Source organism: Mucilaginibacter endophyticus, assembly GCF_003351025.1.
In the GTDB taxonomy this organism is placed as follows: Bacteria; Bacteroidota; Bacteroidia; order Sphingobacteriales; family Sphingobacteriaceae; genus Mucilaginibacter; species Mucilaginibacter endophyticus.
The window spans coordinates 711932-735633 of sequence record NZ_QPCG01000002.1 but is presented as its reverse complement, the minus strand read 5'-3'; the positions used below and the strand labels follow the sequence as shown (position 1 = coordinate 735633).

Sequence of the window (23702 nt, the reverse complement as noted above, 5' to 3'; positions counted from 1 at the left end):
TGGAATTACCGCTTAATTTTCATCATAAAACGCAATCTGTGATAACCAAAAGTTATTATGTTTAGTAATTCAGCGTGCCGAATACACCGTTTTGATAATCGGTAAGCGCCTGTTCAATTTCTTCAGGCGTGTTCATCACAAAGTTATCTTTAGCGGATACCGGTTCATCAATAGGTTCGGCCGAGAGGAATAATACCTGTGAGTTTTCCTCAGCCAACACCGAAATATCTTCGTTTTCCTTTTCAAACACAACGAGGTTATGTTGATCGATGGTTTGCCCGTTTACATTAACGGTGCCATTTATAATATAAAGTAATGCCCAGTAACCCGGCGTTGCTTTAAAATCTGCCTCTTTGCCTGATGCTATTTTACCAACTATTGAGATAACTGGTGTGAAGTTTTTGATTGGGCCGGTTTTGCCCTCATAGTCTCCGCTGGCTAAACTAAAGTCGAGGCCATCACCGATAAGTATTTTGGGCAATTGGTTGGCTTTGGCTGATTGATAAAATGGCTCGTCCCACTTTTTACTTTTCGGAGCGTTGATCCAGAGCTGAATAAGCTCCTGTACACCGCCTTGCTGCAATAATTCGGCTGTTGGGCCTTCACTGTGCATAATCCCCTTGCCTGCAAACATCCATTGCACATCACCAGCTTTAATGATCTCGTCATTGCCTGCATTATCCTTATGATAACCTTCGCCCTGTAGCATAATGGTGTACGGACTGAAACCGCGATGCGGATGTGGGTGAATCCGTAAAGTTTGACCAGGGGCTATTACTTCCGGCCCCATGTGGTGCAGTACGATAAAAGGATTTGCAAACCTGAAATCTTTATGGGGTAGTGGCTGGCGCACGGTTTCTTCGGCAGTGATCTTTTTTTCACGGCCTGCAAGGATATGGGTGATGGCTTTTTTCATGGGATGATATTATCGGAATAAAAATAGTTTATTCTCCATTCAATACAGGTAGCCCAAAAGAAATTTACTATGGTTTATTTGCTCAGCGTTAGCCTGACAAGGTATTGTTTAAACTCATCTTCCAGCAACACCTCCATGTCAAAGCCCATTTCATCAACAATGGGTTCAAGTGTTTTTTCATCAACATACAGCCAATGGAACCAGTCGGTTTTTTGACGATTGTATTGATATTGATAAAGTAATTCACCGTAATAACCTTTTTCGGGCAAGCCATCTTCGTAGAGATATGCGATATCTGATGAGTCGAATAGGATCTGGCCGCCGGGTTTAAGCAGCAGTTTAATATGTTGTAAAAAAACTTTGAGATTCTCAAGCGTTCCGGTAAGGCCGATGCCATTCATAAGCAGGAGCAAGGTGTCGTACTTTTGTTCATCATAAATAAAAATATCTCCTTTAACTACTTTCGCTACGCCCCGCTCTTTCATTACTTCGCAGGCTAATGGCGATATATCAAGCGCTACACAATCAAAGCCCCGCTCCTGTAATACCAAAGCATGGCTACCAGCTCCGGCGCCGATATCCAATACCGTTCCGCGGCATTCGTTCATGGCCAGCCATTCAATATCAGGCATGTCGTCCTCATCCCGGAAATAGACGTCAATTGGCATTTCTTCTTTCGGGCCATATTGATTATTGATCCACAGCTTGTGATTTGTTAAGTTATGGTAATGATCATGTATGGCCTGGCCCAGTATATCTTTCATGTGTCCAAAAGTATGAATTGAAAGTTTAAATTAGCGGCAATAAATCCTTTTGGTAAACTATGTGGTTAAGCTATGGTTTGTTAACACTTATTTTGGCAGCTGGTGTAGTATACAGTATATCTGCCCGTAAGCTGACCGTTATAGCTGCTTTGACTGGTGCCGCCGTAGCCATATTGGTATTTGCCGGAGCCGGTTTTACAGGCTTAGCCATGATGACCACTTTTTTCATTTTAGGCTCGGCAGCCACGTCGGTACAAAGTAAAACTAAAGAGGATATCAATGCCGCTGAAAAAGGTGGAAGAACCGCCGCACAGGTTTTAGCTAATGCCGGCACAGCTGCTTTATGCGGAATTATGATCCTCGTATTACCTGCATATGCACCTGTTTTACAATTGATGATGGCTGCCGGTTTTGCTTCCGCAACGGCAGACACGCTTTCATCGGAATTGGGTATGGTTTACGGCAAACGTTTCTTTAACATTATAACCCTAAAACCGGATACACGCGGACTTGATGGGGTGATCAGCATTGAGGGTACTTTGATTGGCGTAATTGGTTCTACTGTTATTGCTGTTGTTTATGCGATAGGAATGGGGTGGACTGTAAACCTCATCTGGATAGTAATAGCCGGGACGCTTGGTAATCTCACAGATTCCGTTTTAGGGGCTATATTGGAAAGAAAAGGTTTAATCAACAACAATACTGTTAATTTTTTAAATACTTTGATTGCCGCCTTGTTTATGTTGCTGTTTTACTTTGTTTTGTAATTTAATCTATATATAAATGTTCCCTGTTATAGTCCTGATCGTTATCGCGCTGGCTGTGTTCTTTTTTCTGAATAAAAAGAAAGTAGTGAATGAAGTACCCGTTGCGGCGATTAATTATAAGCTGCTTTTAGAGCAGCACATTCCTTATTATCAACACCTCGACAATGTACAAAAAAAGCTGTTTGAACAGAAAGTTACCGGTTTTTTATCGGATATAACTATTGAAGGAATTGGTACAACTGTAGGCGATGCTGATAAAGTAATGATAGCTGCAAGTGCTGTGATCCCAATATTTGGTTTTAATGATTGGAAATATCGCAACCTCACTAACGTGATCCTGTATCCTGATGCTTTTGATAATGAGTTTCAGTTTGAGGGTGAAAACCGGAGCATTTTAGGAATGGTGGGATCCGGGTACATGAATGGGCAGATGATCTTGTCGAGAGCCGCCTTAACAAAAGGTTTCAGTAAATCTGCTGGGAAAGAAAATACCGCTATCCACGAGTTTGTACACCTGCTTGATAAATCTGATGGCGCTACCGATGGTGTACCTGAAAATTTGCTTGCCCATGAGTATGTGATGCCTTGGCTTAAAATGATCCACCAGGAAATTCACAAAATTGAAGCCGGCCGCTCGGATATTAATCCTTATGCTATCACCAATGAGGCGGAATTTTTAGCAGTCGTTTCTGAATACTTTTTTCAAAAGCCAAATGAATTAAAGCATAAACACCCTGAGCTTTATGAAATGCTGAGTACGATGTTTTCGCAAGATTTGGCAAACGACGATGTTGCCTGATTAAAAGCCAAGGCCAAGCTGGCCCAATGGTTCATGCTGCGCAACCATATTACTGATAAAATAAACAGGCGTTTCCTCGTGCCTTGAAGCTATGATAATATTAATCCCGTCGGCGCAGTTGGTAAACAGGTCTTCCACCAGTTTGGGGTCGTTATTGTTTTTAGAGAGGTGTGAAAGCAACAGGTGGGTCATGTGCGGCGGGCGGTGTGTTGTAAATAAGCCCAGTGCCTGTTTATTTGATAAATGGCCTTTGCCACCACGGATACGTTGTTTTAGATAATAAGGATAGCCTCCTTTATCCAGCATATCATCATCATAATTGGCTTCCAGGAAAGCTGCGTGGCATTGGCTAAAATAACGGATCAACTGATCGCATACAATACCAAGATCGGTAAATACGCCCACTTTAACATCATTGCAGCTTACCATGAAACTATGCGGCTCGGATGCATCGTGTACTTTCGGAAAAGATGTTACTTGCAGGCTCCCTATATTAACAATTTCAAACCCTTTAAGATGATGAATGAGGCGGTTATCAATCCCGCTAAGGTGCATCAATGTTCCGGGAGTAATATAAATGGGCAACTGGTATTTTTTTGCCAATACCGGGATGCCGCGGATATGATCTGAATGTTCATGCGACACAAAAATGGCTTTTACCTTTTGCATGGATAGCCCAAGCCGGGCCATGCGTTTTTCGGTTTCGCGGCATGAAATGCCTACATCAACCAATATCGCCTCCTGATCGTTCCCCACGTAATAGCAGTTGCCATTACTTCCCGAATTTAATGATGTAATAAATAAAGACATTAGAAATGCAAAGTAAACTATTTTGATGCTATTATTTTAATCCTAATGATTTTAGCATTCAGAAAATTAGCAATTTTTTTTGACGCTATAAAAACCTGCTTATATTTAGCCATGGATTCACCGCAAACATTGCCCGTACTTGATGCCGAAGAACTACGTGTACTTGGTACTTTAATGGAAAAAGCCAAAACCACGCCCGATTATTACCCCATGACCCTCAATGGTCTGGTGGCTGCCTGTAACCAGAAAACATCGCGCAAGCCGGTTTCTAATTATGACGATGACACAGTTATTAATGCACTGAATTCATTGAAAAGACGTGGTTTGATGTCAACCGCAACCGGTGGCTCAATCCGCAACATAAAATATAAACACAATTTTGCCATTGTTTTTCCGGTGATACCTTCAGAAGTAGCGCTGATTTGCCTGCTAATCCTTCGCGGACCTCAAACACCTGGTGAGCTGAATACCAACAGCGGCCGCATGTACGAGTTTGATTCGATAGAGGAGGTACAGGAGGTATTAGATAGATTGGCCGGAGGAGAAATGCCATATGTAGTGCAACTGCCTAAACGTCCGGGCCAAAAAGAAGTTAGATATGCTCACTTATTAGGTGGTACACCTGAATTTAACGATGATGATTTTGCTGATGAGCCAACCGGCCGCGTATCCTCATCGGCCCTTGAAGCCCGTTTGGCTAAAGCAGAGCAGGAGATTGCAGAGTTGAAAGAGACGGTAGGCAGGTTAATGAAGGAGTTAGGGGTGGAGTAGTTCTATATGATCCAATCAAAATTAAATCTGCGCATTCTTGACGAAACTGAGGATTTGTTACTTGGTTATGAGTATGAAGAAGTTTATTTGGTAGATAAAAAGAAAAATGAAAGTTTATATATCGGCTATCTTCCTGGTGACCCTTCTTTTGGATTGATAAGCAAGACTGGAGACTGGTGCTTAGCAGGAGGAATCTGGTGCATTTTATGGAAAAAGGATACTGGGGCACTTGAAATAAATGGGCCCGAGCTGTGTTGGGTAGAGAAAGTTAGACAGGTGTCCGATACCAGGGTGGAGCTTTTGATTGATCCTTGGTCGGCGAGCGGAGCTATTTGGCAATTGGATATGGATACTTTGAGAAAACAGAAGCTTAGAGACTATAGATTAGATGGTGAATATACTGAGGACTATCAATGGTAGTTTACATCATTGTATCTCTCCCAAAAACACTTCCATTACATTCCGCAACGCGTTTTCGGTTTCCAGATCTGTAATATTTCCGCTCGCATCAATTTTACTCCTGATAAAGGGAATAAGTAAAGTAGCTCCGTCAATTACTTTCGCAGAAAGCGCTCCGAGTGTCAGAAGCAACGCGGCATGTGCGTGACTGCCAACCGATGACGCGGTAACCAATGCTACGGGCTTATCAACCAGCGAACTGCTTGAAACCATCCAATCCAACATGTTTTTTAGCTGCCCGGGAACTCCGAACGCGTACTCAGGCGTACAAATGATAATGCCTGACGCTGTTTTCATTAATCCTCGCAATTCTGCTACTGCTTGTGGTGGGTGATCATGATCCAATTCGGGATCAAATGGCGGGATATCTGCTAATCTATCATATATGCAATAATTGATATCAGCAGGAGCTAATCCACCTAAAAACCTCAAAATATTATGATTGGATGAACCAGATCTTAAGCTACCGGAAATAGCAAGGATGTTGCCTTTATAATCCATGAAACAGATGTTGTAGAACCAAACTTACGAAGTTTCTAAAACTTCGTAAGTTTTCGTAAAGTCATAAAAATACGTTGAAGACGCTCTCCCTTTAGGACACTGGGGGGTTATACGAAAGACAAAACAAATGCTGATCCCTTACCCTCGGTTGATTGTACCTGGATATTGCCTTTATGCAACAACATGATCTGTTTACATAGGCTTAATCCAATACCACTACCAGTTTTACGGGTACTAAAGAAAGGAATAAAAATTTTATCAAGCAATTCAGGCGGCATGCCTAAACCGTTATCAATAACTTTTACAAAAGTTTTGCCACCCTGAATTTCGGCTGTGAGCGTAATACGTGGTTCTTCACGGTCTTTTACCGCTTCAATGGCGTTAACGAGCAGGTTGATCATTACCTGTTCAATCAGGTTGATATCGGCTTCGATAGAAAGTGTCGGATCGCGCAGGATGATCTCCAGTTCAATGTTCTTTTTCTCCAGTGTTGGCGTCATCAGGCTATTTAGGTTCTCAAATATGTTACGCACCATGATCTTGTTCAGATCAAGCTTGGTGATCTTGTTGAGGCTGCGATAGCTTTCGGTAAATTTAAGCAGACCTTCGCTGCGGCGTTTGATGGTATCAATGCCAAGTTCAATATCTTCCAGGTCGCTGTGTGGCAGGCTTTCGGCAATGTCAGGGCTTTGCAGGCGGTTCTTGAGTGTATCGGCCAAAGAGGAAATTGGGGCTACCGAGTTCATGATCTCGTGCGTCATTACGTTCAGCAGCTTTGACCATGCTTTTGACTCGGTTTCGTCTAAAGCCTCGTTAACGTTTTGAAAAGCTATGAGTTTGTACAGTTTCTCATCGCTGCGCATCAGGCTGGCATTTACCAGTATTTTAACCTGCTGCTGGTTGCGGGTAACGATGATGATTTTGCTGTCGCCGGGTTTAAGTTTAATGAGCTCGGCATATAATGATGGCTCCCGTTTTTCGAGCGAGTGTACTGTTTTTAAATAAGGTACACCAATAATGGTTTTAAAAGCTTCATTGATCCAGCCGGTTTCGCCGGTTTCTTCTTCGTATGATAAAATGCCGGTATCAACCAGTTCAAGGATCTTTTGCAAATAATGGTATTGTGTTTCGCGTTCGCGACTGATGAGTTTAAATGTGGTGTTGATATCATTAAAACCTTTACGCAGAGGCTTAAGCTCATTAGGTGCTTTACGTACGTCAAAGTGGCGGGAAAAATCGCGGTAATGGATCGATTCAACAAATTGATTTACCTCGTCCTGCGCTTTTTTCTGAAAACGGATCATGTCTACAACCGAGTAGGCAACCAATGGCAGCAGGATCACGAGATACAACAACTGACCAAGGTTTACAATAACAAAGGCCGTAACAGTAAGTACAAGCAGTAATAAAAATACACGCAGCAAAAGCCGCCATTCGTAACGGTTAAATATCATATTTGCTTAATCTTCGGTATAAGGCGGTGCGGGTGAGGCCAAGCTCTTTGGCGGCACGGGTAATATTACCGTTGTGCTTCTCAATCACGCGCAGTATGGCGTTCTTTTCCAGCGCGCTTAACGGAATGTTATCGGCGTCAGCCACGCTTTCTGTGGATGTTTCCAATATCGAAAAGATCAGATCGTCGGGCCTCAAGGTACTGTCGTCAGCCATAATCACGGCACGTTCAATAGTATATTGCAACTCACGTACATTGCCAGGGAAATTGTATGACTTAAGCTTGTTAATAGCCGCCGCATCAAAATCCATTGACGGTTTGAGGTATTTGCTGGCGTACAATTTTGCAAAATGGCGCGCCAGAATCACGATATCTTCATTACGGCGGCGCAACGGTGGCATATTGATCTCAACCGTATTGATTCGATATATCAAATCCTTACGGAATTTGTTTTCGTTGGCAAGTTCACTTAACGGCACGTTGGTGGCACAGATCAGCCTGATATCCACATCAACAGGCTTGTTGGTCCCGAGGCGGGTTACCTGGCGGTTTTGCAAAATGGTAAGCAGCTTAGCTTGCTGTTGCAGGCTGATGTTACCAATCTCATCCAAAAACAAAGTACCACCCTGAGCTTCCTCAAAACGGCCCATACGGTCTTCCCTGGCATCGGTAAAGGCTCCCTTTTTATGGCCGAATAATTCGCTTTCAAATAATGTATCTGTCAGAGCGCCAACATCTACCTTAACAAAAGGCTTATCCGCGCGGAGCGATCGTTCATGAATGGCTTTCGCCATTAAGTCTTTACCTGTGCCATTCTCCCCAAGGATCAGGATATTAGCATCGGTGGGGGCTATCTTATTAACCTTATAAAAAATATCCTGCATCACGTCCGACTCGCCAAGTATCGAGGTGTCGCCTGCCGTACTTTTAACCGGTGTTTTGGTTGTTTTTGCGCCGCCTTCTTTTTTATCAAGCAGGTCTTTAATGGTATTTATCAGCTTTTCGTTATGCCATGGTTTTACCACAAAGTCATTCGCGCCTTCTTTAAGCGAGCGTACAGCCAGATCAATATCGCCGTAAGCCGTTATCATGATCACGCAAACATCCGGCTTCCATTCTTTTACCTTACGCAGCCAGTATAGCCCCTCATTACCGGTGTTAATGGCGCTGTTAAAGTTCATATCAAGCAAAATCAGGTCAACCTCGTTGCGTTGCAGCAGCCAGTTAAGGTTTTCCGGATTCTTTTCGGTGATGATTTCCCGGGCTTCGGGTTTAAGCAAAAGTTTAACCGCGGTAAGTACGTCCGGATCGTCGTCAACAATTAAAACGGTAGCTTTTTTAAGTATCATTTATTTTTGGTTAATAGTTCGTAGATGTTTGTTTATGGTGCCTCAAAATAATAACATATAGTTATTAAGGTGTCAATTTAATAAAAGTTATAAATTTAAATTAAATTGTATCTCAATTATCGAAACTACCTGGATAAACTTTTAGCATTGTTGCTATGAACCATGAACTATACGCTAACAACCATCTCATATGAACGATAAATCAAAGACTCGCTAATGGTACCATCCGTTACAATTTTTATGCTAAATACCCGCATTTTATGCAGCATATCATATAAATGCTTCACAATGAAGTGCTAATCTGTATTTATATATAACGGGCTATTATTATGTGAAAAAACACTGTATCAATACCGTACACCTGATGTAACAGAAGCGTACGCTTAAATACTATGTTTTGTGTTTAAATGATTGAAAAACAGTATTTTAATTTGTGGCATATCTTTTTGTTATAACATTTCAAAATATTATAAAAATACAGTGGACAGAAAAATTGAGAAAAAGACCTGGAACAGCAAGAAGATACTTACCATTGCAGGTATTACAGGCATTATTTTACTAATTGGCGGCAGTATTTATCTTACATCTGGTAAAAGTAAGCTTGATGTTGATACTGAACGCTTAACTATAAGTACTATTACTAAAGGCCCTTTCCAGGAGTTTATACCGGTTAATGGTGTAGTTATGCCGCTGACCACCATTTTTCTTGACGCGTCAGAAGGTGGTGTTGTTGAAGAAAAATATGTTGAAGACGGAGCCAACCTTAAAAAAGGCGACCGGATACTAAGAATGTCTAACACCGATCTTGAGCTTACCTTGGCTAACCAGGAAACCGCGGTTTATGCCGAGCAAACTCAGATGCAGATCTCGCACAATAACGCCCAGCAAAATACCATCAGCAAGCTAAATACTATGGCCGATGTAGAGAACGCCTTTAAAGAAGCCGAAAGGATCTACAAGCTGGATAAACATCTTTATGATCAAAAAGCTATTGGGCAACAGGAATATCAATCAGCAAAAAATACTTACGATTATCAATTGAATCGTTATAAACTGGCTAAGCAGATCCTTTCGCAGGATACAGCGCTGGTTAAGCAACAGGCTTCACAATCGCAGGAGCAATATGCCCACATGAAAACCACGCTTGAGCTGATGCGCAAAAAAGTAGCCGGTTTAGTATTGGTGGCACCCACCGATGGTCAATTAACTTCAATGGATGCCGAGGTTGGGCAGAGCAAAAATAAAGGTGAGCACCTGGGTCAGATAGACGTACAATCGGGCTTTAAAGTTAGGGTTGATATTGACGAGCATTACCTGTCACGCATTTATGCCGGCCTTAAAGGCGATTTCCAATTTGCCGAACAAACCTATAATCTGGTTATTAAAAAAGTATATACCCAGGTAAAAGCTACAGGTAGTTTCCAGGTTGATATGCAGTTTGTAGGTAAAGTACCAACTGGCATCCGTAAAGGACAAACCCTACAGGTTAGGTTGGCGCTGAGCGATCAGATGCAGGCTGTGCTTGTACCTAAAGGCGGTTTCTTCCAGCAAACCGGTGGTAACTGGATCTTTAAGGTAAGTGAAGATGGTACAAAAGCCTACAAGGTGAATATCCAGCTTGGACGCCAGAGCCCTGATTATTTCGTGGTAACAGAAGGCTTAAATCCGGGCGATAAGGTTATTACTTCAAGCTATGAAACTTATGGTGATATTCAGGAGCTTGTGCTGAAAAAATAACTTAACCCGGCTGCAACGCCGGGCTCTGTTCAAGCGTCATTATAATATAAACCGAACTAATTAATAAATTAAGATAAACAAAAAATAAGATCAGGCCGCCATAAAGGCGGCATGAATAACGGAGGCACCAATGATAAAAATTTCCAATCTTGAGAAATTCTACCGTACCGAAGAGGTAGAGACCATCGCGTTAAACAAGTTATCGATGGAAGTAGCAACAGGCGAGTTCGTGGCCATCATGGGCCCGTCAGGCTGTGGTAAGTCAACCTTGCTTAACATCCTGGGCATGCTTGATGATCCGGATGCCGGCAGCTACGTTTTTAACGAAATTGAGGTAGCTCATTTTAACGAGCGTAAACGCGCAGATCTGCGTAAGCATAACATCGGTTTCGTGTTCCAGAGCTTCAACCTTATTGACGAGCTTACCGTATTTGAAAACGTTGAACTTCCTTTGATTTACACTGGTGTAGCTGCTTCTGAGCGTGTTAAAAGGGTAGAAGAGGTGTTAGACAAAATGCAGATCATGCACCGTCGTAACCACTATCCGCAACAGTTATCAGGTGGTCAGCAACAGCGTGTGGCTATAGCCCGTGCGGTTGTTAACAAACCAAAACTGATCCTTGCGGATGAGCCCACCGGTAACCTGGACAGCAGTAACGGTAACGACGTGATGGAACTGCTTACCGATTTGAACGAACAGGGAACCACCATTATCATGGTTACGCACTCTGAACATGACGCCCGTTACAGTCACCGTATTATACGCCTGCTTGACGGACAAACCGTTATGGAAAATATCATGGTGTAGCTTATTTGAGTTCATGGTTGATAGTTTATAGTTCATGGGAGAAGAAGAACTTCCGACTTAAAACTTTCGACTCCGGACTTGGACCACCGCCCCCGAAATCAGTTTATAATAAGTTAATAATTGCCTCTGCTGCCCTTCTCCGCAAATGCGAAGAAGGGCATTTGGAGTGTTTTTGCTATTAAACCGATACTCCTATGTTTAAAAACTACCTAAAAACCGCATGGCGAAACTTAATTAACACTAAGTTTTACAGCGCCTTAAACATTGTTGGCCTTACTATTGGCCTGGCTGTAGGTATGCTTATTTTGATTTGGGTGCAGGACGAGCTAAGTTATGATCGCTTCCATTCCAAAGGCGATAATATATACAAGGTAAACGCGTCCATTGGTACAGGCGCAAGTAAACAGGTTTGGGGTGGTGTACCTGGGCCGGTAGCAGCCTTCGCGTTAAAAGAAGTGCCGGGTGTGGTAAGTGCAGTACGGGTTGTAACTTCCTATGATTATTCGGTTTTCAGGTATAAAGACAAACTGCTGAAAGAAGATTTTGGCAAGGCTTCATATGTTGATGATGCCTTTTTTACTATGTTCGATTTTAAATTACTGAAAGGAAATGTTAAAACGCCTTTTCCTAATGATCAGTCAATCGTTATTACCGAAAGTACCGCTAAACGTTATTTTGGTAATGAAGATCCAATAGGCAAAATACTCACCGGTGATAGTAAGGATCCATATACAGTTTCGGGCGTATTGGCAGATTTTCCGGCTAATTCAAGTATTGGTGGAGATATCTTATTCTCCATGAATGTAAAAAAGAAACAATACACAGGTAAGGATTTCTGGAAATCAATGGATCAGGATTGGGGTAACTACTATACTACCACCTTTTTGAAGGTAAGGCCCGATGCTTCTACCAAAGCCATCGCCGATAAACTTACCGAAATCCACATGAAAAATCAGCCCGGTATAAAACCTACCGATGGTGTTTTTCAATTACAAGCTTTAAAAGACATTCATTTGTATAACCCTGATGGTACATCTGCCGGGATACAAATAGTAAAAATATTTTCGATTGTTGCAGTGCTGATATTGCTCATTGCCTGCATCAATTACATCAATCTTTCAACTGCCCGCTCCATGCTTCGTTCAAAAGAAGTGAGTGTACGCAAAATCATTGGAGCCGAAAGGAGCCAGCTTTTTATGCAGTTCATTATCGAAACTGTATTATGCTTCTTGATAGCCCTGGTGCTGGCTTTCTTGCTTATTTACGCTGTAATGCCTGTTTATAACAGTATCTCGGGTAAGCAAATGCACTTCGACCTGTTTAATGCCAACGTATGGCAGGTTATTGTTTTAACTATTATAGCAACGCTTGTTGCATCAAGTATATATCCGGCAATGTTGCTTTCATCATTCAAGCCTATCAACGCGCTTAAAGGAAAAGTGGCCGGTGCAGGTAACGCTACCTTCAGAAAGGTTCTCGTAGTATGCCAGTTTGCGTTTTCTGTTGGGTTGATAATCGGTACATTGATCATCAATAAACAGCTTCAATACATCCACTCCATACAATTGGGTTACGATAAAGAGCATGTGTTTTCACTGCCTATGCGGGCCATGCAAGATCATTACGAGGCTATTAAAGCCGAGTTGTTAAGCCATACAGAAATAAAAGGCGTAAGCACAGGCAATACCAGCGTAATAATTGGAAATGGAAGTACCAGCGATACGGATTGGGATGGTAAGGCATCTGACGTAAGCCTGCTAATCAGTCCTTTTGATATGGACAAGGATTTCATTGGCATGTTTAAGTTGAAGTTTGCGGCAGGCACGGGCTTTACCGGTGTAAAGTCAGATTCGGCACACTATATCCTTAATGAAACCGCTGTAAAACTTGCAGGGATTAAAGATCCCATTGGCAAACGCTTTAAACTTCATAACACCGACGGAACGATAATCGGGGTTGTAAAAGATTTCCATTTCGCTTCGTTAAAACAAACTATCGAACCTGCAATATTCTCCTACAGGCCAAGCTCATGGCAAATGTTTGTAAAAACTACCGGCAAAGACGCGCCGGCGGCTATTAAACTGGTCGAAAAATATTGGAAACAGTATAACGCTAACTTCCCATATGAGTATAGTTTTTTGGATGACGCTTATAACGAAATGTATAAGTCTGAGCAGCACACAAGCACGCTGTTCAACATGTTTGCCGGGATAGCCATATTTATTTCATGCCTCGGCTTATTTGGTCTGGCTACTTATACCGCGCAAATTAAAGTTAAAGAAATCGGCATCCGCAAGGTGTTGGGCGCCAGTGTCGGTGATATCACTACCATGTTATCACGGGATTTCCTGCTGTTGGTTCTTCTTGCTATTGTAATTGCGTCGCCAATAGCATGGTACGCCATGAATAAGTGGCTGATGGATTATGCTTACCGTGCCGAAATTCATTGGTGGCTGATTGCTGTTGCGGGTGGTGGTGCAGTAATAATAGCTTTTGCAACCATTAGTTTCCAGGCTGTGAAGGCGGCATTGGCTAACCCGGTTAAGAGTTTAAGATCAGAATAAATGTTGATAGAGATGTAGCAGCAATAGGAGGAACCTTATATCAGTTAATCAGTAACGCAGAATGCTTAAAATTTATTTAAAAACGGCTTATCGAAATTTACTCAAAAACAAAGCCTACGCTTTTGTAAACATTTTGGGCCTTGCTATTGGTATTGCCACTTGTGTACTCATTGGTTTGTTTGTTGGTAACGAAAGAAGCTTTGATAACTTTGTACCGAACGCGGATAAGGTTTATCGTCTTAATGAATATATGCATTACGATGGCACTGCACCATCAACAGCTGCAATTGTTGGCCCGCCTGTTGCGCCGTTTCTGAAGGCTAATAATAACGAAATAGATAGCTATACACGCGTTTTTCCTGCAGTACCACTTGTTTATCCGTCGGTGACTATGGAGTACAAGGGTAAAAAGATAAAAGCTGAAAAGCTGGTTTGTACCGACACCACCTTTGCCAGCATGTTTAACCCGGTTATGATTGAGGGTGAGAGAAATAGGTTTACCCGCGATCAAAATACCATTGTGCTTACCACCAGTCTCGCACATAAGCTTTTTGGCGATAGCCCTGCATTGAATAAAACCATTCAATTACATACTGCTGATACATCGGTAACTAATTTTACAGTAAGCAATGTAATTGCCGATATGCCTAAAAACTCCCATTTGCAGATTGAGGCATTGGTGCCCTTCCCTAAAGAGTTTTTAAGTAGCTTTTTGGGTACAAATTATAATGTTTTAATGGGGGCAACGTATTTGAAAATATCCAATAACAAAAATATAGGCTTACTTGAAAACAGGCTGACAAAAACTATTCATTCCAAAAGCAAATTTATTGATTTCACCTTACAACCTTTAAACCGTATCCATACCGGCTCTGTCAATATTAGCTACGATCAGCTCAACTATAAAAAGATTGATGGTAAATACCTGAATATATTTATAGTAATAGCCATTGCCGTTTTTTTAATTGCTTGTGTAAACTTTGTTAATCTTACTACAGCCATAGCGGGATACCGTGGCAAAGAAGTGGCCATCAAAAAAATTGTAGGCGCAAGGCGTTTTCATGTAGTTTTCCAGGTGCTTATCGAAACCTTCTTTTCGGTATTATTATCACTGATATCAGCGCTGTTGCTTATCACTATCTTTTTGCCATTGTTAAATAAACTGCTTGACAGGGAGCTTACTTCAGAAAGTATTTATCACGGCGCTATGCCTGTTGTTTTTATAGGTATAGTAATAGGAACTACATTACTGGCTGGTATCTATCCGGCCTGGTTTATCTCAAGAGCCAACACTGGTGAAGCTTTAAAAACAAAGGTGTTATTGGGTGGTTCAAAATCATCATTGCGTAATATCCTGGTTACCGGCCAGTTTGCAATAGCCGTTATATTCATGATTAGTTTAATGGTGATACTTAAGCAGCTAAAATATATGCAGCAACGCGATCTTGGCTATTCTTATAATCAGGTTATAAAATTGCCAATGGATTTGCGGCTGGCGAAAAAACTACAGGTACTTAAAGCAGAGATTGCTAAAGTAAAAGGAGTTAAAGATATCACCAATGGCTTTATGGAGTTGGGCGGCAATGGTTCAATATTTGGCATCGACTTTATTGCACCAAACGGCGAGGCGAAAAAGATCACCGTAAATATGGAGAATGCTGGTATAAATTATATCAGTTTTTTTGATATGAAGATAATGGCTGGCCATGCCTTTAGTAAGGATCAGCAAAATGAATATATTATCAACGAAACCCTGGCAAAGCAAATAGGCTACCCTAATCCTGTTGGTAAGCCTATCAACATAACTTCGTTACCTCCCGGCAGGATTATTGGCGTTGTAAAGGATTTCAATTACAGTAGTTTACATAAAACCATCGAGCCACTTATTATTGGTAGTATGGATTATATACCTTATTGGCAAACTAATTTATACGTTAAAGTTTCGGGTACCAATGTTAGCCAAACATTAAAGGATATACAGCAAGTGTTTATTGCTGTAAGCGGCGATAATACTTTTGAGTATCAGTTTATTGATGATCATTTTAACGAAGTATATCATTCCGAAAGACAGGCCGGAAGCATGATTGCCATCATTGGCGGCTTGGCTATGCTTATTTCGTGCCTTGGTTTGTTAAGTCTTGCTGCCTTTGTAGTATTGAGGCGCAAAAAGGAGATTGGGATTCGTAAAGTGCTTGGTGCTTCAGTTGCCAATATCACCACTTTGTTATCAAAAGAGTTTTTAATACTGGTATTCATTGCCTTTGTAATTGCATCACCTATAGCTTATTATTTTATGGATAAGTGGCTGCAAGGTTTCGCCTACAGGATAAACATACAGTGGTGGGTTATTGTAGGAGCTGGTGCAATGGCAATAGTGATTGCTTTTATAACAGTCAGCTTTCAGTCCATTAAAGCGGCTTTGGATAATCCGGTTAAGAGTTTACGTTCCGAATAATATAGTCATTGGGTCATTTGTTTTGCGTCATTATGTCATTTTTAATGATTGCGAATACTGGATTAAAACACAGGGTAAAATTACTTAATGACCAAATGATTTAAAATGAATCGCCATGTTAAAAAGTTATGTAGTTATTGCTTTCAGGAATATCCGTCGTAACCTGAGTTACGCCTTCCTGAATATTTTCGGGCTTACGTTGGGTGTAGCGGCCTGCCTTGTGATTTTCCTGATTGTGAGGAATGAGCTTGGGTATGATAGTTACAACAGCAAGGCCGACCGCACTTACCGGGTAACCCTTCACGCGCTTGACTTTAATTCTAATGTGTCACTGGCGATAATACCGGCCATGCGGATCGATTTTCCTGAACTGGAACAGGCTACACAGTTTTTTTACCAGGGCGATGCGATGATCAAGATTGGCGAAAACCGTTATAATGAACATAATGTAGCTTTTGGCGACGATCAGATAGATAAAGTGTTTGATTACCAGTGGCTTGCCGGTGACCCTAATACAGCCCTTAAAGAACCTAATAGTGTTGTACTTACCGAAAGTATCGCTAAAAAATATTTTGGTAAAAGCGATGCAGTTGGCAAGCTGATCAACTTTGAAAATCGATTGGATGCAAAGGTAACAGGCATTATTAAAGATCTGCCGGCAAATACAAGCGTGCCATTTTCGTTTCTGATTTCATTAAGCAGTATCGAAAATAACTTAAAAGGGATGATGAGCAACTTTTGGGCTATTCCCGGAGGTAGCTATGCTTACATCGTTTTGCCTAAAAACTATTCCATCCAACAATTGAACAGCAAAATGCCCGCCTTTATCAAAAAGAACTGGGGAGCTGATGTAGCAAAAACAGCTGTTTTACCTTTTCAGCCTTTGAAGGATATTCACTTTGATCAGCGTTATATTAATAACATTATTACGCCAACTTCAAAGGATACTTACTACGCCCTAATTGGTGTGGCGTTGCTCATCATCATTACAGCATGTATCAATTTTATTAACCTCGCTACCGCACAGGCTATTAAACGTGCTAAAGAGGTAGGTATGCGTAAAGTGCTGGGCGCAAGTCGCCCGCAGCTTATTAAACAGTTTTTGGGCGAAACTACCGTGCTGGTTTTATTTTCGGTGTTGCTGGGTGTCGGGTTGTGTGCTTTGTTCCTGGCCAAAGCGGCGGAATGGATGTCTATCAATGTTGACGCTTTGCAGCTGGCACAACCTACCGTGATAGGCTGGATAGCTGTCATCACTTTAGCTGTGATCTTGCTTGCTGGTTTATATCCATCGTTTGTACAATCGGCATTTCAGCCGGTTGATAGTTTTAAGAATAAAAACACTGGTGGCAGCGGGAGGCTTACCTTACGTAAAGGTTTAGTGATAGGGCAATTTGCCATATCCCAGATTATGATCATAGGCACATTGATTGTAGCCCGGCAGATGGACTTTTTTAAAAACCAGGATCTTGGTTTCGATAAGGAGGCCGTAGTATCTGTAGGGCTGCCCGACATGAAAAAGCGAGATGTATTAAATCAGCAACTGGCCGGTTACCCCGGTATAAAAGAAGTTAGTTTTTCATCAGGTGCGCCGGCTTTCAACAGCAACTTTACCAGCTTTTCATCTGTAGAGCTGGGATTCCCTAAAGACGATGTTACCGAGTACAAAGCTATAGATGAAAAATTTACTGATATGTTCGGGTTGCAAATGTTGGCCGGACAAAAGATCTTGAAAAAGAACGAAAAGGATACCGTTCATAAAGTTGTCATCAACGAAACCATGATGCAGAAACTGGGTATCCAAAATCCGCAGCTGGCTATAAATAAGCACATAACGATTAATGGCGATCAAAAAGCAACCATCATTGGCGTTGTGAAGGATTTTCAAAGCGAGTCGAAACATAAAAAACGTCGCTCATGTGTATTGGAATATAACCCGGACCGGTTTTTCATGGCGAGTATAAAAATGCAGCCGGCCAACATGAGTGAAACTATCAGTTACATTGGCAAAAAATGGTCGGCACTGTATCCCGATAATATTTTTCAGTTTCAGTTTGTTGATGAACACATAGCCAATTTTTATAAGCAGGAGCAAAAAGTATATGTGGCATTTCAGCTGTTCTCATACATTGCCATTTTTATAGGTTGTTTGGGTCTATATGGTTTGATAGCCTTTGCCGCGTCACAACGCACCAAGGAGGTTGGCATTCGTAAAGTATTGGGGGCACCAGTTTCAAGTATTGTGGCCCTGTTTACCAAAGAGTTTATTTACCTGATAGCGATAGCTTTTGCAATAGCGGCACCGCTTGGTTATTATGTAACGCATAGCTGGTTGCAAAATTTTGCATATCATATCAACATAGGGCCCGGGATATTTATGGTGGCGATAGTGTCGTCATTTATTATAGCAGCCGTTACCATATCATACCAGGCCATAAAAGCCGCCATGATAAACCCGATAAAGAGTTTGAGGGACGAATAGATGATTTCATCAGGTCATTTGCTTTGCGTCATTAAGTCATTATTGCAAAGTACATTAACCGCTTAATTATACAATGATATCCAGAGATCAATGACCTAATGACACGAAAGTAAAATGACTTAATGACATAAATCATGATAAGAAACTATTTCAAAATTGCGTACAGAAGCCTTTGGCGGCATAAAGGGTATTCGATGATCAATATCATAGGGCTGGCAATAGGTTTAACGGCCTGTTTTCTTATCTATATAAATATAAAATTTGAGCTGAGCTACGATACGTTTAACGAAAAAATTGATCAGATCTATCGTGTCGCTGTTGATGTAAAGCGTCCCAATATCCCGGTAATTACTACTTCATCAGCGTTTGAACAGATAGGCCCGTCATTGCAGCAAGACTATCCTCAGGTTAAAGAAAGCGCCCGCATATCGGGTGCGAGGTTTTTAGTACAAAATGGCGCTGTAAAGTTTCAGGAAGAAAATGCCGTGTATACGGATCCTTCACTGTTTTCGGTGTTTACATTCCCTGTTATAAAAGGTGATATAAAAAAGGGATTTGAAGCGCCCTTTACGGTTGTGATAACACAATCCATGGAAAAAAAATATTTTGGCGATAGTGATCCGATTGGAAAAACATTAACGCTTGATAGCAAATATCCGGTAACGGTAACAGCGGTAATAAAGGATATACCAACCAACTCTCATTTTAAATTTGATATCGCTGTTTCTTATGCCACGTCTTTAAAGTTATTTCCTTCCGGGCCGGCAAACTGGGCGAGGATCCGGGGGTATACTTATATTGTACTACCCAAAGGATACGATTTTAAAAGTTTGGAAACGCAATTGCCGGCTTTTGCAAACAGGCATTACACCGAGGCCGATAGGAAAGAAGGGACAAATTATGACTACCATCTTATACCCTTAAAAGATGTATACATGGATACGGTAAGAGGAGGCCCAGAGTGGGGCGACCTGCATAATATCCGTATTTTTTCGGCTATAGCCCTGTTCATTCTGCTGATAGCCTGTATAAACTTTATTAATTTAACCACAGCACGGGCTACCGAGCGTGCAAAAGAAGTTGGTATCCGTAAGGTTATCGGCGCCGCGAGAAAACAATTGATCGGCCAGTTTTTGAGTGAATCGGTGATCATATGCCTTATCGCTTTTTTATTGGCCATTTTGTTGAGTAATTCGTTGCTGCCGCTTTACAACCAGGTATCTGGCAAGGTTACGAATACAACCATTTTTACCCATGCTTATGTGTTTCATCTTTTTATATTATCCTGCTTTATAGGGTTTATCGCCGGTTTATATCCGGCTTTTGTGCTATCAGGATATAAACCGGCTACTACATTAAAAGGCAAGTTCAGCAAATCGGGCAAAGGAGCTTTGTTGCGTCGTTCGCTTGTGGTTGTACAGTTTTCAATATCTATTGTGTTAATAGTAGGCACCATTGTAGTTTACACACAATTAAATTACATGCGTAGCCAGCCGCTTGGTTTTCAGAAAGATCAAATGCTTACTATCGACTTTTTTTCCGATACAGCAGTGCAACGCCGGCTTCCCGTGATAAAACAAGAATTGAAAAAAATACCGAATGTTATCTCGGCGGCAGCGTCAAGAAGTTTACCGGGGTTTGGTAATGGTAACAGTGAAACTGAAATGGAGAATAAAGCAGGCAACATGCAACAAATGCTTATTGATGCATATTACGTTGATAGTGACTTTATACCTCAGTTTGAAATGAAACTGGCCGCAGGCAGAATATTTTCAAAAGCTTTTGGTACCGATACCTCCAGGGCCTTCCTGATTAACGAAGCGGCTGCAAAAAGTCTTGGGTTTACAGCACCAGCCGACGCTGTTGGTCGTAAAATAAAACAATGGGGACAGAACGGTAAAATTATAGGGGTTTTGAAGGATTTTCATTTTCAATCGTTGCAGGAACCAGTAAATCCCTTAAGTATCAGTAATGACCCGGATTTTAACAAGGTGCTTACACTCAAAATAGGATCAAAAAATATTCCTGCGACTATTGCCGCTATTCAAAAGCGGTGGAAATCGCTTGTGACGGAACGTCCTTTCAATTATAGGTTTGTTGACGAAGCTTTCAATGCGCAATATGCCGCGCAGGTAAATTTTGGTAACCTGGTTATGTATTTTGCTGTGCTGGCAATACTTATTTCATGTATGGGGCTGTTTGGTTTAGCATCATATAGCACTATACAGCGTACACGCGAGATCGGTATCCGCAAGGTATTTGGAGCTTCTGTAACCGAGATTGTAAATATGCTGTCTGCGGAGTTTTTGAAACTGGTTATGCTTTCATCCTTAATTGCATTTCCATTGGCATGGTTTGCTATGAACAAGTGGCTTCAGAATTTTGCCTATCGTATAGAGATAACCTGGTGGATTTTTGCGTTAGCCGGTACAGCAGCGCTGGTTATAGCATTTGCCACAGTAAGCTTTCAGGCAATTAAAGCTGCGTTAGCTAATCCCGTAGAGAGCTTGAGGAGTGAATAGTAAAGAGCCATTGTATAATTTGCTTTGCGTCATCAAGTCATTTTGAATGGCCGATTATGAAAGCGATAAACAATGACTTAATGACGAAATGACTAATGAAATAAGATATGTTTAAGAACTATTTAAAAATCGCATGGCGAAGCTTAATTAAAAACAAGCTGTATTCGGCCATAAACATTGGTGGTTTAGGTGTTGGTATGGCGGTGAGCTTTATGCTGCTGCTTTATGTTTACAACGAATTTACGTATGATGGGTTCCATGAAAATAAGGACAGGTTATATTCTGTTTTGCGTAACCAGCCCTCTAACGGCGAAATATATACTAACGGTTCGACCCCGGTACCGGCCGCAGCCGCGCTGCAAAAAGATTTCCCTGAGATAGAATCCGTCGCGCGTTCGACCTGGGGGGGCGATCAATTGTTTAATTATAATAACAAACCGCTTAAAATAAACACGTTAGTGGCCGATGAGTCATTCCTGAGTATGTTCACGGTGCAATTTGTAAAAGGTAATAAAAACGATGTTTTCAAAGATCCATCGTCGATTATCCTGTCCGAATCGGCAGCCAAATCAATTTTCGGCGATGCAGACCCGATGGGGCAAACCGTTAAGGTTAACGCTAAAACACCTTTAAAAGTAACAGGGATATTTAAAGATCTGCCTAAAAACTCACGTTTCCGGTTTAAAGCCTTTGAATCGTGGAAAAAGTATGAAGCCGATAATCAATGGGTAAGGCAGTCCGGCTGGGGCAATTACTCGTTCCAGACATATGTACTGCTGAAACCGGGCGTTGATTTAGATAAACTCAACAAAAAGATCAATAAGGTAGTTGAACGGTACGATCCTAATAACAAGGAGAACCAATTGTTTTTGTATCCTTTTGTAAAAGGGCATTTGTACGGGCAGTTTAAAAACGGTGTGAATACAGGTGGAGCGATTGAGTATGTACGTTTGTTCCTGTTTTTAGCGATAGGTATATTATTGATTGCCTGTATCAATTTCATGAACCTCTCAACCGCCCGTTCGGAGCGCCGCTCGCGCGAAGTTGGGATCCGAAAGGTAGTAGGTGCCCGCAGGATAGCTATTATTCAACAGTTTTTAGGCGAATCGGTACTTACTGCATTTCTATCGTTCATCGTAGCTGTTTTAATTATGATGGCTACCATCGGTTATTTTAACGAAGTAATTAATAAGCAACTGATCATTCCATTTACCAATGCCTGGGCCTGGGTGGCTGCCATCTTGGTAACCCTGTTAACCGGTGCGCTGGCCGGCAGTTACCCCGCTTTGTTTTTATCCTCGTTTAAACCGGTTAAGGTTTTAAAAGGGATGAATAAAACCGGGAAAAAAACACTGCATTCAAGGCAGGTGCTGGTTGTTGTACAGTTTGTATTTGCTACCTGTTTGATCCTTTCAAGCATTTTGATCTATAAACAAATTACCTATATTAAAAACCGGCCGGTAGGGTATTCCCAAAACGGATTGATTGAAATTGACCTTGAAGAAGGTATGGTTAAATCGTTCGATAGTTTCAGAAATGATATAATCGCTTCCGGTGCCGCTGTTGATGCCACGGAGGTATCGGGGTCTATAGCCAGTGCCAATAGCAGTAGCTGGGGTATCAACTGGCCCGGACAATTACCTGGAGAAGATAAGATTCCAATTGACCAGATCGTTACTTCATTCCATTTTATCTCGACCTATAAACTTGAATTAGTTAAGGGGCGGGATTATATTCCTAATCGAATGGCCGATTCTTTATCGCTCATCATGAACGAATCAGCTGTTAAGTTGATGCGTTTAAAAGAGCCACTCGGACAAATTGTAAAATGGCAGGGACGTAATTGCACGGTAGTAGGGATAGTGAAGGACTTTGTTTGGGGATCACCATATGAACCGGTGAAACCGGCTATTATAGGTTTTGATAAGAACTGGGCAAATCAGATCGGCATCCGTTTAAATCCAAATGCGCCCGTATCTAAAAGTCTGGAAGCCATAGGTAAGATATACAAAAAATATAATCCAGAATTCCCTTTTGAATACAGGTTTGTTGATCAAAGTTTTGCCGATAAGTTTGATGATGAAAAGTTATTAGGTACGCTGTCGAGTTCATTCACGGTGTTGGCTATCATTATATCCTGTTTAGGTTTATTTGGCTTAGCCTCGTTCTCCGCTGAGCAGCGCAAAAAAGAGATCAGCATTCGCAAGGTACTTGGTGCCAGCATCAGCAGCTTATGGTTCAACCTGTCGAAAGAGTTTTTAATACTCGTGGTTATATCTTTTGTTATTGGTTCGGCGCTAAGCTGGTACAACATGAGCAAATGGCTGGAGCATTATACCTATCGTACGGATATAAGCGCCTGGGTATTTATCGCTACTATTGGGATTAGTATAATCGTTTGTTTGCTCACGGTAAGCTGGCAAGCTATTAAAGCGGCACTGAGTAATCCGGTTAAAAGTTTGAAGAACGAATAATCTCGTCATTAGGTCATTGCTCCGCGTCATTACGTCATTGAATGGTAGTGGGCAATAAACAATGACTTAAT

General features: G+C 41.5%; 17 protein-coding genes. 11 read left to right on the top strand and 6 right to left on the bottom strand.

Going from position 1 to position 23702, the window contains the following annotated elements:
* Window positions 1–61: 61 nt before the first annotated feature.
* Window positions 62–916: a pirin family protein gene (locus DUL71_RS10500; RefSeq protein ID WP_114938031.1), complete on the bottom strand. Its 855-nt coding sequence runs from the start codon at window positions 914–916 to the stop codon at window positions 62–64.
* A gap of 74 nt (window positions 917–990) precedes the next feature.
* Window positions 991–1680, bottom strand: a complete 690-nt coding sequence (locus DUL71_RS10495; protein WP_114938030.1) for a class I SAM-dependent methyltransferase — start codon at window positions 1678–1680, stop codon at window positions 991–993.
* 59 nt (window positions 1681–1739) lie between these two features.
* On the opposite strand from DUL71_RS10495, the gene DUL71_RS10490 reads away from it, so the two are divergent.
* Entirely contained in the window at window positions 1740–2447 is a 708-nt protein-coding gene (locus tag DUL71_RS10490; RefSeq protein ID WP_114938029.1) for a DUF92 domain-containing protein, read from the top strand.
* Window positions 2448–2463: 16 nt separating this feature from the next.
* Window positions 2464–3246 (top strand): M90 family metallopeptidase, encoded by a 783-nt coding sequence (locus DUL71_RS10485; RefSeq protein ID WP_114938028.1) that lies wholly within the window; start codon window positions 2464–2466, stop codon window positions 3244–3246.
* Here the strand turns inward: DUL71_RS10485 and DUL71_RS10480 are convergent, their stop codons facing one another.
* Window positions 3247–4056: an MBL fold metallo-hydrolase gene (locus DUL71_RS10480; RefSeq protein WP_114938027.1), complete on the bottom strand. Its 810-nt coding sequence runs from the start codon at window positions 4054–4056 to the stop codon at window positions 3247–3249.
* Between the two features lie 111 nt (window positions 4057–4167).
* Here DUL71_RS10480 and DUL71_RS10475 point away from each other — a divergent pair, with 111 nt between their 5' ends.
* The gene (locus DUL71_RS10475; RefSeq protein ID WP_114938535.1) at window positions 4168–4827 is read left to right on the top strand and encodes a YceH family protein; all 660 of its coding nucleotides are present in this window, start codon (window positions 4168–4170) and stop codon (window positions 4825–4827) included.
* Between the two features lie 6 nt (window positions 4828–4833).
* Window positions 4834–5247, top strand: coding sequence for a hypothetical protein (locus DUL71_RS10470; RefSeq protein WP_114938026.1), 414 nt, complete (start codon window positions 4834–4836; stop codon window positions 5245–5247).
* A 6-nt stretch (window positions 5248–5253) separates the two neighbouring features.
* On the opposite strand, the gene DUL71_RS10465 is transcribed toward DUL71_RS10470, so the two are convergent.
* The 3 genes from DUL71_RS10465 to DUL71_RS10455 form a co-directional block, all read right to left on the bottom strand.
* Window positions 5254–5787, bottom strand: a complete 534-nt coding sequence (locus tag DUL71_RS10465) for an NADPH-dependent FMN reductase (RefSeq protein ID WP_114938025.1) — start codon at window positions 5785–5787, stop codon at window positions 5254–5256.
* Between the two features lie 107 nt (window positions 5788–5894).
* Window positions 5895–7241 (bottom strand): sensor histidine kinase, encoded by a 1347-nt coding sequence (locus DUL71_RS10460; protein WP_114938024.1) that lies wholly within the window; start codon window positions 7239–7241, stop codon window positions 5895–5897.
* Window positions 7231–8589: a sigma-54-dependent transcriptional regulator gene (locus DUL71_RS10455; RefSeq protein WP_114938023.1), complete on the bottom strand. Its 1359-nt coding sequence runs from the start codon at window positions 8587–8589 to the stop codon at window positions 7231–7233. Before DUL71_RS10455 ends, DUL71_RS10460 begins: the two co-directional genes overlap by 11 nt.
* Window positions 8590–9069: 480 nt before the next feature.
* Here DUL71_RS10455 and DUL71_RS10450 point away from each other — a divergent pair, with 480 nt between their 5' ends.
* The 7 genes from DUL71_RS10450 to DUL71_RS10420 all read left to right on the top strand — a co-directional run bounded on the left by DUL71_RS10450 (window position 9070) and on the right by DUL71_RS10420 (window position 23631).
* The gene (locus tag DUL71_RS10450; protein ID WP_112570679.1) at window positions 9070–10326 is read left to right on the top strand and encodes an efflux RND transporter periplasmic adaptor subunit; all 1257 of its coding nucleotides are present in this window, start codon (window positions 9070–9072) and stop codon (window positions 10324–10326) included.
* Between the two features lie 130 nt (window positions 10327–10456).
* On the top strand, window positions 10457–11134 hold the full coding sequence (locus DUL71_RS10445; protein WP_090525339.1) for an ABC transporter ATP-binding protein: 678 nt from the start codon (window positions 10457–10459) through the stop codon (window positions 11132–11134).
* Between the two features lie 194 nt (window positions 11135–11328).
* A complete protein-coding gene (locus DUL71_RS10440) occupies window positions 11329–13698 on the top strand; it encodes an ABC transporter permease (protein ID WP_114938022.1) in 2370 nt (789 codons plus the stop codon).
* Window positions 13699–13759: 61 nt separating this feature from the next.
* Window positions 13760–16153 (top strand): ABC transporter permease, encoded by a 2394-nt coding sequence (locus tag DUL71_RS10435; RefSeq protein WP_114938021.1) that lies wholly within the window; start codon window positions 13760–13762, stop codon window positions 16151–16153.
* Window positions 16154–16268: 115 nt separating this feature from the next.
* On the top strand, window positions 16269–18635 hold the full coding sequence (locus DUL71_RS10430; protein ID WP_114938020.1) for an ABC transporter permease: 2367 nt from the start codon (window positions 16269–16271) through the stop codon (window positions 18633–18635).
* A 134-nt stretch (window positions 18636–18769) separates the two neighbouring features.
* Window positions 18770–21157, top strand: coding sequence for an ABC transporter permease (locus tag DUL71_RS10425; protein ID WP_114938019.1), 2388 nt, complete (start codon window positions 18770–18772; stop codon window positions 21155–21157).
* 107 nt (window positions 21158–21264) lie between these two features.
* Entirely contained in the window at window positions 21265–23631 is a 2367-nt protein-coding gene (locus tag DUL71_RS10420; protein ID WP_114938018.1) for an ABC transporter permease, read from the top strand.
* The last annotated feature ends 71 nt before the right edge of the window (window positions 23632–23702 follow it).